General features: G+C 61.5%; 12 protein-coding genes and 1 pseudogene. 8 read left to right on the plus strand and 5 right to left on the minus strand.

Annotated elements, in window-relative coordinates; translation table 11 throughout:
* Positions 1-99: 99 nt before the first annotated feature.
* The 6 genes from RI103_RS23400 to RI103_RS23425 all read left to right on the plus strand — a co-directional run bounded on the left by RI103_RS23400 (position 100) and on the right by RI103_RS23425 (position 10,688).
* Positions 100-1,965, plus strand: coding sequence for a cytochrome c biogenesis protein DipZ (locus RI103_RS23400; RefSeq protein ID WP_310817926.1), 1,866 nt, complete (start codon positions 100-102; stop codon positions 1,963-1,965).
* 50 nt (positions 1,966-2,015) lie between these two features.
* On the plus strand, positions 2,016-2,756 hold the full coding sequence (msrA, locus tag RI103_RS23405) for a peptide-methionine (S)-S-oxide reductase MsrA (RefSeq protein WP_310817927.1): 741 nt from the start codon (positions 2,016-2,018) through the stop codon (positions 2,754-2,756).
* A 1,673-nt stretch (positions 2,757-4,429) separates the two neighbouring features.
* Positions 4,430-6,694: a hypothetical protein gene (locus RI103_RS23410; RefSeq protein WP_310817928.1), complete on the plus strand. Its 2,265-nt coding sequence runs from the start codon at positions 4,430-4,432 to the stop codon at positions 6,692-6,694.
* A 529-nt stretch (positions 6,695-7,223) separates the two neighbouring features.
* Positions 7,224-7,898 (plus strand): HAD family hydrolase, encoded by a 675-nt coding sequence (locus tag RI103_RS23415; protein WP_310817930.1) that lies wholly within the window; start codon positions 7,224-7,226, stop codon positions 7,896-7,898.
* A gap of 367 nt (positions 7,899-8,265) precedes the next feature.
* Positions 8,266-9,228 (plus strand): response regulator, encoded by a 963-nt coding sequence (locus RI103_RS23420; RefSeq protein WP_310817931.1) that lies wholly within the window; start codon positions 8,266-8,268, stop codon positions 9,226-9,228.
* Positions 9,229-9,251: 23 nt separating this feature from the next.
* Positions 9,252-10,688, plus strand: coding sequence for an ATP-binding protein (locus RI103_RS23425; RefSeq protein ID WP_310817933.1), 1,437 nt, complete (start codon positions 9,252-9,254; stop codon positions 10,686-10,688).
* 42 nt (positions 10,689-10,730) lie between these two features.
* On the opposite strand, the gene RI103_RS23430 is transcribed toward RI103_RS23425, so the two are convergent.
* Positions 10,731-11,240 carry a thioesterase family protein gene (locus RI103_RS23430; RefSeq protein ID WP_310817935.1) on the minus strand — a complete coding sequence of 170 codons (510 nt, stop codon included), beginning with the start codon at positions 11,238-11,240 and terminating at the stop codon, positions 10,731-10,733.
* Positions 11,241-11,659: 419 nt separating this feature from the next.
* Between RI103_RS23430 and RI103_RS23435 the strand changes: the two genes are divergently transcribed.
* Complete coding sequence (locus tag RI103_RS23435; RefSeq protein ID WP_310817937.1) at positions 11,660-11,986, plus strand: DUF4148 domain-containing protein; 327 nt, start codon at positions 11,660-11,662, stop codon at positions 11,984-11,986.
* A 384-nt stretch (positions 11,987-12,370) separates the two neighbouring features.
* Here RI103_RS23435 and RI103_RS23440 read toward each other — a convergent pair.
* Positions 12,371-12,766 (minus strand): annotated as a pseudogene (locus RI103_RS23440) (DUF934 domain-containing protein); the annotation flags it as partial.
* Positions 12,763-14,553 (minus strand): nitrite/sulfite reductase, encoded by a 1,791-nt coding sequence (locus RI103_RS23445; RefSeq protein WP_310817939.1) that lies wholly within the window; start codon positions 14,551-14,553, stop codon positions 12,763-12,765. The pseudogene RI103_RS23440 and the gene RI103_RS23445, both read right to left, overlap by 4 nt.
* Positions 14,554-14,950: 397 nt before the next feature.
* On the opposite strand from RI103_RS23445, the gene RI103_RS23450 reads away from it, so the two are divergent.
* Positions 14,951-15,139, plus strand: a complete 189-nt coding sequence (locus RI103_RS23450) for a DUF2970 domain-containing protein (RefSeq protein WP_310817941.1) — start codon at positions 14,951-14,953, stop codon at positions 15,137-15,139.
* Between the two features lie 50 nt (positions 15,140-15,189).
* Here RI103_RS23450 and RI103_RS23455 read toward each other — a convergent pair whose 3' ends face one another.
* Together RI103_RS23455 and gabD are read right to left on the minus strand one after the other, a co-directional pair.
* Complete coding sequence (locus tag RI103_RS23455; RefSeq protein ID WP_310817942.1) at positions 15,190-16,605, minus strand: PLP-dependent aminotransferase family protein; 1,416 nt, start codon at positions 16,603-16,605, stop codon at positions 15,190-15,192.
* Positions 16,606-16,792: 187 nt separating this feature from the next.
* Positions 16,793-18,253 carry an NADP-dependent succinate-semialdehyde dehydrogenase gene (gene gabD, locus RI103_RS23460; RefSeq protein WP_310817944.1) on the minus strand — a complete coding sequence of 487 codons (1,461 nt, stop codon included), beginning with the start codon at positions 18,251-18,253 and terminating at the stop codon, positions 16,793-16,795.
* Between the last annotated feature and the right edge of the window lie 8 nt (positions 18,254-18,261).

An 18,261-nucleotide genomic window follows, 5' to 3' on the forward strand; every position in this document is an offset into this window, starting at 1 on the left:
CACTTTCCGCGGTATCAGGCTTTGGATGAACCGCATGCCGGCTGCCGCCCGGGCCAGCATGCTCACTTTAACCGACCTCAACGAACGTTCGGAACTGACATGTTACTCATCGTTCTCGCCTATCTCGGCGGCGCCCTTACGATTCTCAGCCCGTGCATCCTGCCGGTGCTGCCCTTCGTTTTCGCGCGCGCCGACCAGCCATTCGTGCGCAGCGGGTTGCCCTTGCTCGTTGGCATGGCGCTGACCTTCGCTCTCGTTGCGACGCTCGCCGCCGTGGGCGGCGGCTGGGTCACACAGGCCAACCAGTATGGCCGCTGGGTGGCTATCGCACTGCTCGCGATTTTCGGGCTGACGCTGCTGTTCCCACGCTTCGCCGATCATCTGATGCGGCCGCTCGTCAGCGCCGGCAATCGGCTGTCGAATTTCGCGCAGGCCGACGGCCAGCAGGTCCGCGCGGGTTCGTCGTTTCTGCTTGGCATTGCAACAGGCCTCCTGTGGGCGCCGTGCGCCGGTCCGATTCTCGGTCTCGTGCTGACCGGTGCGGCACTGCGCGGCGCGAGCGTCGGCACGACGTTGCTGCTGGTGGCCTACGCGGCCGGCGCGGCGACTTCGCTGGCGGTGGCGCTGCTGATCGGCGGCAAGGTGTTCACGGCGATGAAACGTTCGCTGGGCGCGGGCGAATGGATTCGCCGCGGCATCGGCGCGTTGATGTTGTGCGGCGTGGCGGCGATCGCACTCGGTTTCGATACCGGCGTGCTCGCTCGCGTCTCGACGGTTGCGACCGGTGGTCTCGAACAGAAGCTCGTCGATAGGCTTTCGCCGAACGCGGCGCCGGGCAAAGCGCCGCTCGCCGGCAATCCGGCCGATGCGTCCGGCGGCGCGATGGCGAGCGCCAACCCCGCGACTCGACCGGCCGTTAGTGCCGATGCGGACTCCGCCGTGACGTCCGGCGGCGCGATGATGCGCACTGCCGCCGACGCGGCGCCGCTGCCGGTCGAAGGCGTGCTGCCCCCGTTGAGCGGCGCGGTCCAATGGCTGAATTCGCCGCCGCTCACGACGCAGGATTTGCGCGGCAAGGTCGTGCTGGTGGATTTCTGGACTTACTCTTGCATCAACTGTCTGCGCTCGCTGCCGTATGTGAAAGCGTGGGCGCAGAAATACAAGGATCAGGGGCTTGTCGTGATCGGCGTGCATGCTCCGGAATTCGCTTTCGAACGCAATATCGACAACGTGAAGAAGGCGACGCACGACCTTGGTGTCGACTATCCCGTCGCGATCGACAACAACTACGCGATCTGGCGCGCGCTGAATAACCAGTACTGGCCCGCGCACTATTTCGTCGATGCGAAAGGGCAGATCCGTTACCACCACTTCGGCGAAGGCGATTACGCGGAATCGGAAAAAGTGATACAGCGACTGCTGACCGAAGCGGGTCACGCGAACGCGTCGAAGGTTGCCATCGGTATTGCAAACGGCGGCGCGCAAGGCGTGCAGGCCGCGGCGGACAACGCCGACATGCAATCGACGGAAACCTATGTCGGTTATCAGCGCGCGGAAAACTTCGCGTCGCCGGGCGGGGAAGTGGCGGACAAGGCGCACACCTATGCCGCGCCGTCGCAACCTGGCGTCAACGACTGGGGTCTCGCCGGTTCATGGAATGTGGGCGCGGAGCACGCCACGCTGGTGGCGGCGTCGGGACGCATCGTGTATCGCTTTCATGCACGCGACCTGCATCTGGTGCTCGGTCCGGGCAAGGACGGCAAGCCGGTGCGGTTTCGCGTGAGCGTCGACGGCGCCGCGCCTGGGGCATCGCACGGCACCGACGTCGCCGCCGATGGCAGCGGCACCGTGACCGGGCAGCGTCTCTATCAACTGTTGCGGCAAACTGGCGAAGTCGGGGATCACACCTTCTCGATCGAGTTTCTGGACCCGGGCGTGCAGGCGTTTGCTTTCACGTTCGGTTGAACCTGCGCGAGCGGGCAACCTCAACTCTCAACTGACCAAAAGGACTGACCATGCGCACGATATCTACCAGCACAGCGTCGCTGCGGAAGCGTTTCTCCGTCACTCGAATCACGGGCCTCGTCATCGTCGCTCTGGGCGTGGCGGCGGCGCAGCACGCCGCGCATTCGGCTGAAGCCGCCACGAAGATTCCTGCTCCCGTACAGGACGAAAAACCCGCCGCTACGCACAGTGAAACGGCGGTGTTCGCGGGCGGCTGCTTTTGGGGCGTGCAAGGCGTGTTCGAACACGTGCGCGGCGTGAAGCAGGTGGCCTCGGGTTACAGCGGTGGCGCGGCGTCTACGGCGCAATACGAAACCGTCAGCGAAGGTGATACGGGGCACGCGGAGTCGGTGCAGATCACTTACGATCCGACGCAGATCACATATGGACGTTTGCTGCAAATATTCTTCTCGGTCGCGCACAATCCCACCGAGTTGGACTACCAGGGTCCCGATCACGGTACGCAATATCGTTCGGCGATTTTTCCGGTGAATGCAGTGCAGCGCGGTATCGCGCAGTCGTATATCGCGCAGCTCGACAACGCCCATGTGTTTTCAGCGAAAGTCGTGACGCGCGTGGAGGACTTCAAGGGCTTCTATCCGGCGGAGAGCTACCACCAGAATTTCCTCGCGTTGCATCCGGACTACCCATACATCGCGATCAACGATCTGCCGAAGGTCACTGACCTGAAGCGGATGTTCCCGGATCTGTATCGCAACGATCCGGTGTTGTTTGCGACGACGGCGCGGTAGGACGTGAGCCCACGCGCCGTGGTCCCGGCTGGCCGCGGCGCCTTAGGACGCATTCGCCGGAAGCGGGCATGACCCGACGGGCGCACGGGCCGCACGTCCTGGATGATGCGACCGTCGTCCAGCCGGATATAACGATTCGCTGCGCTGAAACAGCGAGCGTCGTGCGAAATCACGATCAACGTTGCCTTGGCCGGTTCACAGATCGGTCGTGGTGAACAAAGCCGTCGCGAACCGACACCTTATGCGCTATTTCGAGGCGTTCGAAATAGGTTTGCGCCACGCCTTCAACGTGCAATGGCGCTGTTTCGGCGGATGTGTTGCCGACGCAGATGCTGGGCCGACCTTGGTCGGTCGCGGCGATATTCGACTCTATACGGAACGCCGGTGTAGTTCGTCATGCGAAATAAATACGCGATATATTGAGCCTTGATTTTCAGTTCCTCAAGTTTCCTGAATCGATCTGCATATCTGATTAAAGACGATGCGACACTAATTCTGCATTTACACACAGAATAGCTGCCTTCTTTCGGGCGAGGCGGTTGGTAACGGGGCAGGCTATTTGTATTGCTAATATAAAAATTGCGCGAACATCGCTTGCCCCGAAAAATGACCACCAATCAGCTGACAAATAAAACATTTACATTTCTTCGCTCGTCATGAGGCGGAAATTTTCTGCTCGCTCGTGTTTGGAAAAGATCCGGGCGAATCTCGTTGAAATTTTTCGTAATTATCACCTATCGCCCTTGAATCGGCCACGTTACGCGGATGAAACGTTTATAATTCGTCTGCCTAAAACTTCTGTAACTAATACCGCAACTGTGCGCGTTCTGTAACAGTTACGTTGAGGCTTGCTGCGGTGCGGTAGGTTGATTTTTCCAAGGCGAAGCGGGGTTGGAAAGAGGCGCAGTTCGCTTCGAATTCGACGCATCCAGATCTTTCGCTGCCGTTGGATCGCGCGAAGCAAATCCGCTGGTCAAAGGCTTTTTCGGTTCCGAACCCGACTCGCGAGGTGATGCTTACCTCGATCGCTGTCGAGTCGACGGGTTCATGTCAATAGTGGACTGTCAACGGTGAACGAAAAGAAATTGGGTTGATTATTCGTCATCCTAAATTTCAAGATTGCAGTTGCTGGTCCGAAATTTGTATGTCCAACATGAGGTGCGCAAGCCTGTCAGCGCGAGCCTCGCCCGATGTTCGAGTCGCGTCAGCGGCATGCATTAGCCCCCTGTGATGTTTTCCCGGTCATGCGACCGGCGGGACGTTTCATTCTGGCGTCGACTGAATTTTTCACTCAATCGGTGCGCACGGTCTGATGCTGGTGCACGTTGCGCCCGATGATCGATCTCGAAGATTCCGATGTAGTCATTGGAAGCGATCGTTGAATGTGTGCCATGCAGCAGAATAGTAAGGATAACGTAATAAATAGATGTTTGCCTGAATCCGAGAGAAATTTCGATTACGCCGCTGTTCGGCGAAAGTCGACATGCGAGCGGACTGCAAGTGCGTCCGCCACCGGATAGCGGCACATCAAAGCTTCAGCTTCATCAGCAATGAACGCGGTCAGCGCGTTCTCAGGTTCACCTCTCTCTGGACTCAATAACGTCAAGGCGGGACGACTGATCGATCTTGCTGATTTCTCGGGGACAACCTGTTTTTAGCGAACCATACGGACAATGACGAGATACTTGAAACTATTGGGCGTTGCATCAGCAACAGTGTTGGCATCGTTTGCTGCGGAAAGCGCGCAGGCTCAGGCAAGCACCATCACGGTCTCAGGGCAGCAATACAAGTTGTGCGCGCAGGAGAATGGCAAGTGCTCGTTCCTCGGAACGGGCTCGGTGGTGTTCGGTGCGGTTCCGCCCACCTCGCCGTCGGTGATGTTGACCGCGCCGCGTACGTTCAGCAACGGCGTCGGCTGCTATGTCGGCGCAGTTTCACAGTCGGACCCCGCGTACGGCTATGGCAAGTCTTGCTGGGTTAGAGCGGTCGCAGCAACGCCCACTCCAGCCCCGACGCCGACGCCGACCCCAACGCCGACTCCGACTCCGACTCCGACTCCGACGCCGAGTCCGGCTCCGACTCCCACGCCGACTCCGACTCCGACTCCGACTCCCGCGCCGGCTCCGTCTCCGTCTCCGTCTCCGTCTCCGACGCCGAGCGTCTCGACCATGTCGTGCGGCACGCCGACGCAAACGGCCGGCGGAACCGCGAACGGCGTGATCAGCGCCGACACGCCCACCACCGATGGCCTGCGCGTATTCCAGAACAACGCCTCGTTCAAGCTGGCGATTACGACCAACGCACCGAACGCGGACACCGTCGTCTGGTCCGTAGCGGATTCGAACGGCGCGATCAAGACGCAAGGAAGTTTCGCAGTCAAGGCCGGCGCGCAAACCAGCACGATTCCGTGTACGTCGACGTGGTCCGGCTATGGCGCACTCACCGCCACCCTGCGTTCGAACGGCGGCACGTTGCCGAGAAGCGGCACGCGTCCCGTCGGCATCGCGACATTCGGCGTGTTGCCGAATCTCAGTTCAGTACTGGGCACGGTGACGTATGCTCACCAGGATCAGCATCGCTTCGGCATGCAGGGCTTCAACGGCAACATCGCTGCGCTGCACGCTCTGGGCATCTCGTGGACGATCGACGACCGTCAGGTATCGGCGATGGAACCCAACGGTCCCAACACGTATACGCCGAACGTGAACGACCTCGATCCGTTCTACAAGGCCAATCCTGATCAGATGCGTATCGTGCGTCTCGACGGACTGCCGGCGTGGGATTCGAAAACCGGCCAGTTCAACGACAGCTACTATGCGCCGTCGAACATGCCTGAGTTCCAGACCTTCATGAGCAAGGTCGGCACCGATACGAGTTTGATCCGGGCTGCCAACTATCCGAATCAGCAGAAGAACTACTACCAGGTAACGTGGGAACCGAGCCTCGGCTGGGCGGATAGCGACGCGAACTTCGTCGCCATGTACAAGGCGGCTTATCAGGGCATTCACTCGACTGATCCGAATGCAGTCGTGATGGGCACCGGCAATCCGTTCGCCGCGAATTGCGATACCTGTACGACGGGTTATCTGCAGAAGTTCGGCGCACTCGGTCTGTGGAATTACATCGATGCAGTCGCAACGCACGGCTACTGGAATGCGGGTACATACCCGGCCCATCCGCCTGAATTGCAGGATTCCGATCCGAGTCCGGCGAACCAGGCCAACGCGCTCGACAACCAGATGGCGCAGCTGCGCTCGGTCATGCAGGCGGGCAAGCCGAACATGAAGCTCTTCTTCACGGAAGCCGGCGTGAGCTACGATCCGGGTCTGAGCTACGGTCCGAATGTGCCGTCGCAGAACCAGTTGTTCGCGCATGCGGCGGTCGGCGTGCGGGCGCACATCATCGTGCTTGGCGGCGGTGCGCAGGTCACGACCCTGTTCTACGGTCCTGACTATCCGGGCGAAGTGGGATACGGCTCGTTCTTCGACCTGAACGACGCAAACGGTGCGTTCGGTGCGACGAACCTTTCGCCGAAGCCTGAAGCGATGGCCTTCGCAACGATGACGCGTGTTCTCGACGGTACGAACACGCTGGGTCGGATCAAGAGCGCTCCCGCCGGAGTCTTCGCGTATGGGTTCCAGCAACTGGGTAACGGTAAGGTCGTGACCGCGGCGTGGACGCACAGCAATGCGCAGTGGCCGGCGAGCAACGGCACGTATAGCCAGACCTATTCGACCAGCTATTCGCTCCAGGTCGACAACGCTGGCACGTCGGGCAATGTGACGAAGATCGATGGCTATGGCAATGTCAGCACGGTTGCCTACACCAACGGCCAGGTCGCACTGACCCTTACCGAGGTGCCGCAGTACATCGTGTCGAACAACGCCACGGTTGCCAAGAGCAATGCGACTGTCCCGCTCGGTTACACGGGCCAGTAAGCGGCCCAATACGCGCGCCAACAAACAGTCCAACAAGCGCTGAAAGTGATCGATGCGCCGCCGATGTCCATGGCGGCGCGTCGATCATGCATCACGGTCAGATCGGTGACGGCACCCTGTAGCAATTGCGTGCCGACGTCGATCGCAACCACGAAGTCCGCCCGCGCTCGCGGCGCGTGAACACGCAGAGAGCGGCCCGCGCTGCAACCTTCTCTATCCCGCGTAGCGCCTGCTACCGCGCGCGCAAAACCTCCGCACTCTTATTTGCAAAGAACGCAACGCCGGGACCGTGCATCGCGTACTGGCTCTTGATGACCCGCATATCGTGCGGTACGACATCGCGTAGCTACGCTTGCCCATGTGCCAGTCACCAACTCAGGTTCCGTTTGCAACGCGTCGCGAGACTTCGCGGGGGCACGTGGATCGTCGCGCTGCGTGAGGGTCAACGGGAACCGAGGCCGGATTCGCGCGACCCGCGAATCCCGGGGCATGGCATATTGGTGGACGGAGTCACAAACAGGAGCACACCATGCGAATCCAGACCTCTTTCCTCTTCGATCTCGACGGAACGCTGGTCGACAGCGTCTACCAGCACGTACTGGCCTGGAAAGAAGCGCTCGACAGCGAAGGCATTCCATTGTCGGTCTGGCGAATTCACCGCAAGATCGGCATGAGCGGCGGGCTCTTTACCAATCAGCTTCTGCGGGAAACGCATGGTGAGATCAGCGCCGAGCGGGTCGAGCGTCTTCGTCATGCCCACGCCGCGGCTTACCAACGATTACGCGCGCAGGTGTGTCCGCTGCCGGGCGCGCGCGCCTTGCTCGACGCGCTGACGCAAGCCGGAACGCCTTGGGCCGTGGCGACCAGCGGCCGCATGGAGACGGCAGCGCTCAATCTGGAGGCGTTGGGTGTCGATCCGGCGAAGGCGGTTGTCGTGACGCGCGACGACGTCAAATATGCCAAGCCGGACCCGGATCTGTTCATCGCCGCGGCCGGGCGGCTCGGCGTGCCCGTCGAAACCACGGTCGTGGTCGGCGACAGCATCTGGGACATGCTCGCGGCGCGGCGGTGTCGTGCGCTGGGTGTGGGCTTGCTGTCGGGCGGCTACGGCACGGAGGAACTGGAGCGCTCGGGCGCGCTGCGGGTCTACGACGATCCCGCCGATCTGCTGGAGCATCTGGACGAGGTCGCGTCGCGGCCGTAAAGGCGGCGGCTGTCTATCGCGGATTGCCCCGACCGCCTAAGCGCTGCCGTCGATCACGGCGGCGACTTCGCACCATCGACGTCAAGGCCCTGTACTATATTGTTCAGCGGAAAACCGTCTTGGCGACCGGCGTGAGAGAATCCTGCACATAAGTAGATCCGAGGCGCGCCGGAATGTTCCATATGCGAACATGCGGGAACCGGAAGCGGCAAATGATGGCGCTGCCACACGGCGAATGGCCGAGGCACCGGCCCCCACATGCTCGGGGCCGCCGCGCCACAAGTTGTCGTGCGGGCTTGCCGTGTCGTAAGGCTGGCGGTCTGCCGCGGTTGTCCTCCAGCGGGGGCGTGACGAACCACGTGAAAATATGAACAATTTTATCCGACCACCTGTTCTCTATCCGTCGACGGTTGTCTTCGTGGATGACAACGACAGCTACCTCGACGCCCTGCGGCGTTTCTTTCCGGATACCGCCACCAATCTGTTTTTCACGCGGCCGCAAACCGCGCTTGCCTTCATCCGCCAGCATGCTCGCGAGAATTCGCTGGAGTTCGCGCCGGCGTCGGCATGTGTGAGCGAGACAGGATTTGAACGCTACATGGAAACCGCGGCGGAAAGGGATATTCTGGCCCGCGGTTCCCGTTTCGCCGAAGTGGCGGCGGTGGTCGTGGATTTCGACATGCCGGGCATGAACGGCGTCGAGTTCCTCTCGTCCATCTCCCATCTGCGTTGCGCGAAAGTGCTGCTGACCGGGGTCGCGGACGAAACCGTCGCGGTCAAAGCCTTCAATGCGGGAATCGTCGATTTATACTTGAGAAAGACTGATACCGACTCCGCCAACCGGTTGGCCCATTTCCTGAAGGATGCCAAAACCAGGCATTGCTCGGAAGGCGGCTGGCTGGCGTTGGGCGAAAACGGCATGACGTATTGCGACCTGCGAACGCGCAAAGTCATCGACGAACTGGTGGCCGCGAACGGTATTGTCGAGTATTACTGGCGCCCGGAACAGGACGCCATTCTGATGTTCGACCGCGCCGGCAACCCGAGCGTTTTCGTCGCGTGGGCTGAGAACGACTGGATCTCCCAAGGCGAGATCGTTGCGGACGAGGACGGCCCGGCCGAACTCCTGAGGCAAATGGCGGTGCGCGAGGTGATGCCGATATTCTGGCCGAACCTGGCCTATCGCTCCGGTATGACTGTCAGAACGCTGGAGCCGCGCACCATTCCGGGCTGGGATGACGTTTTCTATTGCTGGGCCCCGATCGACAAGGCCGATGTGGGCCTGGACCTGCTGACGTTCGCGCAATGGCGGAATGAGCGGAAACGCTAAAGTTCGCCGACACGTTGAGCCACATGTACGCCATTCCGACTGCCTGCGTGTCCGCGATGTTCGTGGTGTTCGGCCTCTACGTACTGGTTACGCAAGGGGCGACGCGCCTATTCACGCCGTTCATCCTGATGTGCGTCGCGACCTTTGCCTGGCAAGGCGCATGGACGCTGCTGTTCCAGACAGATAATCCGCAGACGGCGGACCTGCTGGTCAGGTGCGGCTATCTCTTCATTCTCTTTCTGCCGACAACGTTCTATCACTTCGTGACGGAAGTGGCGGCTCAGCGCCGTGAGCGGCCGGTATTGCTCGCGTCGTACGGACTGTGTTTCGTCCTCGCGATACTGCTGCCCGGCAATGAAGTGGTGGCCGGCTATCAGCACTTCTTCTTCGGCTACTATCCGGTTGCCGGGCCGCTGCATCCCTTGCACGTGGTGCAGACCGTGTTGCTGGCCGGCCGCAGCGGACAGCTTCTGCTCGCCGCGCGTCAGAAGGCGGAGGGCGACGCACGCCGGCGCCTCGATCTATGTCTGGCGAGCCTTTGCCTGTATTCGTTTGCCGCAGTGGATTACGCAGTCAACTACGGCTTCGGGTTCTATCCGCCGGGCGTCCTGTTCATCGGTCTCAGTCTGGGGCTGCTGGCGATCACCATCGTCCGCTATCACCTGATTCATCCATACGCCGTGGCGGCCACCATCGCGCACGAGATTTCGACGCCGCTCGCCACCATCGGCATGCACGCCGACGAAATCGCCAGTGTATGGAGTCATGTGTTCAAGGGCTACCGGACAGCCGTCACGCACGGGCTGTATGACGATCACGACGACTCCGGACAATCCGAGCGCATCGGCCAGCTTGCGACGGCGATCCGGCGCGAAGTATCCGGTACCAGCGCGATGGTGGAAATGGCGCTCGCGTCTTTCACGCTCGATCGTCTGGACCGAGGCGGCTTCAGCCGGCATTCCGTGCGGCAATGCGTGACGTCGGCGCTGGAGCGCTATCCGTTCAACGGCAACGAGCGTGAGCGTGTCACGGTGGTGCCCATCGACCTCGGCATGTCTTTTTCGGGCTCGGATACGGTCGTGGTTTTCGTGCTGTTCAACCTGCTGAAAAACGCGTTGCACGCCATTCGCGTGGGCGGCGACGGCGAGATCACGATCAGTGCCGTTCAGGATCAGGATTTCTGCGTGCTGCAATTTCGCGACACCGGGCCGGGCATCGCGCCCGACGTCCTGCCTTATATCTTCGACGCCTTCTTCACGACCAAACGGCACGGCACCGGCGCGGGCATGGGGCTCGCATTCTGCCGTCGCGCGACGGAGCTGCTGGGCGGCAGTATCGAGTGCAGTTCGATACGAGGCATCCACACGACCTTCACCGTGCGGTTGCCGGCGCCGGACACACCCGCCGATCGCGCACTGCGCAAGACGCCTGCGCGTTCGCCGCGCCGGCGTCAGAGCTAACGGATCGCAAGTCGTCACTGTTGCGATTGACCATCGGGTGGTTCAAGCATGTCCACGCCCACCGGCCTTCGTTTTCGCGGGCAAGCCGATTACGCGGCCGGCAAACGCGGCGGGCGGGAGCGCGGCATGCGCCTCGGCCAACGCCCGCAGGTGCGCCGCGACATCCGGTTCGAACGCGGCGGCGCGCGGGCCGCGCGTATCCACGTGCAGTAGCATTTGCTCGCCCGCTGCCACCGGTTCGTCGCCATCGTCGGCAAACATCTCGAGGTAGAGATGCAGCCGCTTCGCATCGTGCCCGAGCACCCGCATGTCGACGCGCACCTGCGCGCCTTCCTTGATCTCATGCAGATAGTTGATATGCGCTTCGAGCGTGTAGATCGAGCGTCGGCGTTCTTTACGCACGGCGTCCGGCAAACCGATCAGGTCGATCAGGGCGTCGGTCGCGAAGCTGAAAATCAGCATATAGAACGCGTCGCGCAAATGGCCGTTGTAATCGACCCATTCGGCGCGCACCGTATCGCGATAGCTGGGCAGGGCAGTGGGTTGCGGCATTGGCAATCGTCTCCGTCATTCGTATCCAAGGCGCGCTCGCCGCGCGCGGGGCCGTGCGACGGGTTCGTCCGTCAGCTTCGGCGCTAGCAGTTTAGTTCAGGCAAGTCCATGCAGAGCCCACGCCATACCGTGAGGCCGCTGAAGCGCCAACTCTGGTCGATGGGAAACGGGAAACGGGAAACGGGCAACGGGCAACGGGCAACGGGCGATGGGCGATGGGCGATGGGCGGCCGAAATGCGGGCGAACCGCCATCGCCGCCGGGGCGAAACCTAACGTCCGCGCCTACTTATCCCATTAGTCGCAACAGTGAATTCGCTGATCTGGGGTTTACCCTAGATGGGTTGACTCCTAGACTGCCTCCATACGCTGCAGACACGCTTCCGCAGCATGGCAAAAACAATCTCTGGAGGTAGTCATCATGAAATCGCTGATCGAAGCTGCTGTTATCGCCGTTCTCATTTCCGCTCCGCTCGCCGCCTTTGCTCAATCGAATCAGCCTGTTACGCGCGCTCAAGTCCGCGCCGAACTGGTTCAACTGGAAAAAGCGGGCTATAACCCGGGCACCGCTAATGACCTGGACTACCCGGCCGACATTCAGGCTGCTGAAGCTCGCGTCGCCGCACAAAAGAGCGCCGCTCAGACTAGCGGTTATGGTTCGGCCACGAATGGCTCGTCGCAGGCAGGTGGACGCTCGGACACGACGAACAGTTCGTACTCGGCTCCGGTTGTTACCTACGGTCGTTGATCGATCGAGTAGTGTGTAGCAGTTGTAATAGCGCGCTGGGTTGCCCGCCATGCCCGCGGTGGCATTTCCAGCGCCTACGAAACGGCCTGACGCGTGCATAGTCCGACCTTGTGGTCATACACGTGATTACTCACCTCGATGGAGTCGATAGAACGTTCGGTCGTTGAGAACGATGGGAAGCCGCAGCGCGACCATCGCCAGGACGGTTTACTTTTGACCGAGGCGTGCGAGAGCGAGTCGGGGCGGGCAAGCTCCCGAAAATGCGTCTGGCGACGATCCGCTATCTCGCGACACAACTTGCTTTACGCAGTAGTCCCCAGCTATTGCGGTAAATGTAGACACCACCTGCATGTCTCTCGCGCCGTCACTCATCCTTTTCCGCGCATCTGATCGCACAAAAGGCGCATCGTGAATAACGTCGCCCTGATAGAACGCAGGAAAGAGGTCGAGTTGACGCTGGGCGTCCTCTGGATCGATACCGTCTTTCAGCACCGCACTTGTGAACCCGGTACGCTCCATCTGAATCAACTGGTCGACAAGCACATCGCCCGTTGCCCGCAAGTCGCCTCTGAACCCCAGACGGCGGCGCAGCAGATACGCCTGGCTGTAAGCCCTTCCGTCGGTGAAATGTGGAAAGTGCAGTTCGACCCGCGCAGCCGAGGCGATTGCATCTTTTTGCTCGATCGGATCCTCGTCGTTTGCCAGAGAGACAACCTTCCGGGACGGAGCCGATGCATGCTCGGGCAAAGTGAGAAGCCTGATACGTGTCGCGCCCTTCATGCCGTTTTCTCCATCAGCGTGCGCACGCGATCCGCGGCCGTCCTGAACGGTTCAATGCCTGTCCGTCGAACCGTTTCGACGAAGGACTCGCGCCTCTCGCCAACCGTCGCTCGAATGTCGAGATAAGCGGACAGCAGCGCGTCGATGACCTCGGGCACCTCAATGGCGGAAAACGACGGGCCGATGACCTTGCCCGCTTGCGCGCGACCACTGGCGGTCGAGCCGTCCGAGCCGCCTAACGTCACCTGGTACCACTCCTTGCCGTCCTTGTCGACACCAAGGATGCCAATATGCCCGCTATGGTGATGGCCGCACGAATTGATGCAACCGCTGATATGAAGGTCGATTTCACCGATGTCGTTGAGTTCGTCCAGATCCTGATAGCGTTCGGTAATGGCCTGTGCAATTGGAATCGAGCGGGCATTGGCGAGCGCACAGAAATCGCCACCCGGGCAGGCAATCATGTCCGTCAGCAAATTCACGTTGGCGCTCGCCAGCCCTGCCTCGCGCGCGGCTTTCCAAAGCGGCAGAAGGTCGTTGACGTGCACCCAGGGCAGCACGACATTCTGCGTGTGGGTGACACGCGCTTCGCCCGCGGAGAACCGCTCGGCCAGGTCGGCCACGTGGTCGAGCTGCTGCGCTGACGCGTCTCCTGGCGCTTGCAGGAGGCGTTTGAACGAGAGTGTGACAATCCGCAAGTACGGGTTCTTATGCGGCGACACATTGCGCTGGAGCCAGCGTTCGAATTGCGGCGTTTCAACGGCCGCGGCGTTCGACGTTACCATGGCTTCAAGATCGATCGACGCATTCACAAAAGGCGTGTGTGGCAGAGCGAAACACGCGCTGACGCGTTCGAGCTCGGGCAGCGGAATAGTGTGAGGGCCGCCGTCGTGTTCGACGATCTGGCGGAACTCTTCCTCGACGCCGTCGATGTAACGTTGACCTTCTGCCTTCACCAGGATCTTGATGCGCGCTTTGTACTTGTTGTCGCGGCGTCCGTACTGGTTGTAGACGCGCACCACCGCTTCGATGTAGTTCATGATGTGCTGCCAGGGCAGGAACTCGCGCAGCACGGTGCCGATAACGGGAGTGCGGCCCATCCCGCCGCCAACCGTGACGCGAAATCCCAGTTCACCCGCCTCGTTACGCAGCAGACGAAGACCGACGTCATGCCAGTCCGTCGCGGCGCGGTCTTCGCTCGCACCGGTGATCGCTATCTTGAACTTGCGCGGCAAAAAGGCGAACTCGGGATGGAGTGTCGTCCACTGCCGCATGATTTCGGCAAACGGGCGCGGGTCGGCAATTTCGTCAGGCGCGACGCCCGCGCGTTCATCACAGGAAATGTTGCGAATGCAGTTGCCGCTCGTCTGAATGCCGTGCATGTCGACGCTTGCGAGCAAGTCCATCACGTCGGCGGCCTTCGAGAGCGGAATCCAGTTGAACTGGACGTTGGTGCGCGTCGTGAAATGCGCGTGGTTCGTGGGCAAGCGGACGGTGCCGAGCTTGCGCTGTGCTTCGCTGGCCAGCCGGTAGACCTCGGCCTCCGGCTCATCGTATTCGCGCGCAATCCGGGCGAGCATGCGCAACTGCCTGCTCGACAACTCTCCGTATGGGATCGCCACGCGCAGCATCGGCGCATGCCGTTGCACATACCATCCGTTCTGAAGACGCAGTGGACGAAAGTCGTCCTCACTCAGCCTGCCGGACTGCCAGCGTTCGAGCTGGTCGCGAAACTGCGCGGCGCGGCTGCGCACGAATGATTTGTCAAACTCGGTGTATTGATACATGGTCCGGTGTGACTGCCGCCCTACATGGCGCATGTCTGGCTGAGCGTCGGTTTCGTTGGAAGGGGCCGTGGCTGCATCGGCGTTGGCACATGCCGTGCCCGCTCAGAAAGCTTCTGGCGAACAACCTGGTGCTGGGACGCGCGATGCTCCAATGAGACCCGGCGTCATGAGTCCAAGCCTCGTCAATGACGAACGATAGAGGCAATGGTGGTCGCTGGAAAGCAGCAGATGCTGTTGAAAACACGCTAGCAGATGGTGAGCGAACCAGCGGCCGGGCGTGCCGGCGGTCGCGGGAAACTGCTGCGTCGGAATTGATCGCAACTGCTACTGTTTTGGATGGCCCGACGGGCTCACACTATCGCGTGAGATACAACAACCCTGCCTTGAAGGTGATGCCATGAACCTCTTGAAGATGACGCGAATCGTGCTGTGGAGTTTTCTCGGCGTCCGTCGCGGCGCCTCGCACCAGGCCGACATCGCGGGCGTCAAGCTGCCTCTGTTGCCGCTAGTCGCGATCGGCCTTGCCGCCGGATTCGGTGCGACGCTGTTTGCACTCGCGAGGCTGGCGGTCAGCGTGGCGCATTGACTGTTGCCGCGCGCTCGCGGGAACAGCGCGGCCGGCGCGGTGAACGCCGCTTATCGGCTCGCCTGATCGAGCAGCGAGCTCAGCGTGCGAACCGCGTTTTCCGTGATATCGCTCCACGGATGACCGAAGTTCAACCGGATATGGTTCCGGAATTCGTGTCGCGCGGAGAAAATCGGACCCGGCGCAATGCTGATGCCGCTCTCTATCGCAAGGCGGTGCAGCTGCATCGCGTCGACGTGCGACGGTAGCCGGAGCCACAGAAAATAGCCGCCAGACGGCAGCGTCCAATGCGAATCGCCCGGCATGCAGCGGCGCAGCGCAGTGTCCATCGAAGCGAGCTGACTGCGCAGCGCGCCGCGCAGTTTCCGCAGATGCTTGTCGTACCCGCCGTGCTGAAGATAGTCCGCTATGGCTGCCTGGGCGGGAATGCTGGCCGATAACGTGGTCATCAATTTCAGGCGTTGAACCTTCTCGGCGAAACGTCCCGCGGCTACCCATCCAATGCGGTATCCTGGCGCGAGCGTCTTTGAAAATGAACTGCAGTGCATCACCAGCCCCTTGGTGTCGAAGGCCATCGCGGGCAGCGGGTAGTTCGTCGCATGATGCAGTTCGCCGTACACGTCATCTTCGATAAGCGGCACCTCATGCAGGGCGAGAAGTTCGACGAGCGCTTTCTTCTTTTCCCGCGACATCGCCGCGCCGGTCGGATTCTGATAGTTGGTCATGAACCAGCATGCCCGGACAGGATGCTTGTCGAGCGCATCGGAGAGCGCCTGCAAATCGATGCCCGAAACAGGATCGACTGGAATCTCCACCGCCCGCAGATCGAGGCGCTCGATCGCCTGCAGGGCTGCATAGAATCCGGGCGACTCGATCGCGACCACGTCGCCTGGGCGCGTCACGGCCATCAAACACAGGTTCAGTGCTTCCAGCGCGCCATTGGTGACGACGAGTTGCTCCATCGGTTGAGCAACGCCCATCCCCATGTAGCGCAACGAAATCTGCCGACGCAATGGCTCATTGCCGGGCGGAAGATCGACGACGGTGCTCCACGGACTGATCAACCGGCTCGAATGTCCGAGCGACCTGGCAAGGCGCTGAAGGGGAAACAGTTGCGGCGACGGAAAAGCCGAGCCGAACGGAACCACGTTGGGATGCTTCGCGGCTTCGAGTACCGAGAAGACAAGGTCGCTGATCTCGACCTTGGCGGATTCCAGCGCGACCTGAGGGCGGGGCGCCGGTTGCTGCTTGAGCGCGGCGCCCGGCGCCACATAGTAGCCAGAGCGTTCGCGTGCTCGAATCAAGCCCCACTCTTCGAGAAGGTAATAGGCGCGAAACACCGTGGACTGGCTGACGCCGTGCTGCGTGGTGAGATGCCGCAAAGACGGCATGCGGGAGCCGACCGGACGGCTGCCCGAGCGGATTTCATCGGCCATGGTGTTGGCCAGCATTTCGAAGCGTTTCATTTAACGGTTGTTATTCGGCTGCGTGCGCGGCGGTCAACTGCCGCAATTGTGCCAGCAGTTCAACGACAGAACCTGGCGGAATAGGGAACCGTTTTCGTTCCCAGCCCGCGTCTGTTTGCGCCGAGCCAATAAAAAACGGCCACGTCAGACATGCCGACGTGGCCGTTACGCGCTTCAAGCCGGGTGCTCAGATCCCGCCGACGCACATGTACTTGATGACCACGTAATCGTCGATGCCGTAATGCGAGCCTTCGCGGCCCAGGCCCGATTGCTTGACGCCGCCGAACGGCGCGACTTCGTTCGAGATGAGGCCCGTGTTGATGCCGACCATGCCGTATTCGAGCGCTTCGGCGACACGCCACACGCGGCCGATATCGCGGCTATAGAAGTACGACGCGAGGCCGAACTCGGTGTCATTGGCGAGGCGGATCACTTCCTCGTCCGACGAGAAGCGGAACAGCGGCGCGAGCGGCCCGAAGGTTTCGTCGCGCGCGACCTTCATGGCCGGCGTGACATCCGCGAGCACGGTCGGCTCGAAGAAGCCGTGGCCGAGCGCATGACGCTTGCCGCCGGTGACGATGCGCGCGCCTTTGGCGAGCGCGTCTTCGATATGCGACTCCACTTTGAGCACGGCCGCTTCGTTGATCAGCGGACCTTGCGTGACGCCGTCTTCCGTGCCGCGGCCAACCTTGAGTTGTTCGACGGCGACGCGCAGTTTCCCGGCGAACGCGTCGTAGACCTTGTCGTGCACATAGAAACGGTTCGTGCACACGCAGGTCTGGCCGCTATTGCGATACTTCGAGGCAATCGCGCCGGCCACCGCGGCGTCCAGATCCGCGTCGTCGAATACGATGAACGGCGCGTTGCCGCCGAGTTCGAGCGACACCTTCTTGACCGTCGGCGCGCACTGCGCCATGAGCAAACGGCCGACCGGCGTCGAGCCGGTGAACGACAGCTTGCGCACGATCGGATTGCCCGTCATTTCCGCGCCGATGGTTTTCGGCTCGCCGGTCACGACGTTGAACACGCCGCGCGGCACGCCGGCGCGTTCGGCCAGCACAGCGAGCGCGAGCGCGGAGAGCGGCGTGGCTTCAGCCGGTTTGACGATGATCGGGCAGCCCGCCGCGAGCGCCGGACCGACCTTGCGGGTGATCATGGCAGCCGGGAAATTCCACGGCGTGATGGCCGCGCAAACGCCGATCGGCTCTTTCGTCACAACGATGCGCTTGTCGCTGGCCGGCGTCGGGATCGTGTCGCCGTTCACGCGCTTGCCTTCTTCCGCGAACCATTCGAGAAACGAAGCCGCGTACTGGATTTCGCCCTTGGCTTCGGCGAGCGGCTTGCCCTGTTCCATGGTGAGGATCTTCGCCAGATCGTCGGCGTTTTCCATCATCAGGTCATGCCATTTGCGCAGGATCGCGGCGCGCTGCTTCGCGGTCGTGGCACGCCATGCGGGCCACGCGGCGTTGGCCGTGTCGATGGCGCGGCGGGTTTCCGCCGTGCCCATGCGCGGCACCGTCGCGATCGTTTCACCCGTGGCCGGGTTCTTCACTTCGAAAGTCGTGCCGTCGTCGGCGCCTTGCCATTCGCCCGCGATGTAGGCGTGGCCTTTCAGCAGCGACGGGTCTTTCAAGCTCAACGTGGTCATGTGAGGTT

This window comes from Paraburkholderia sp. FT54, from assembly GCF_031585635.1.
In the GTDB taxonomy this organism is placed as follows: Bacteria; Pseudomonadota; Gammaproteobacteria; order Burkholderiales; family Burkholderiaceae; genus Paraburkholderia.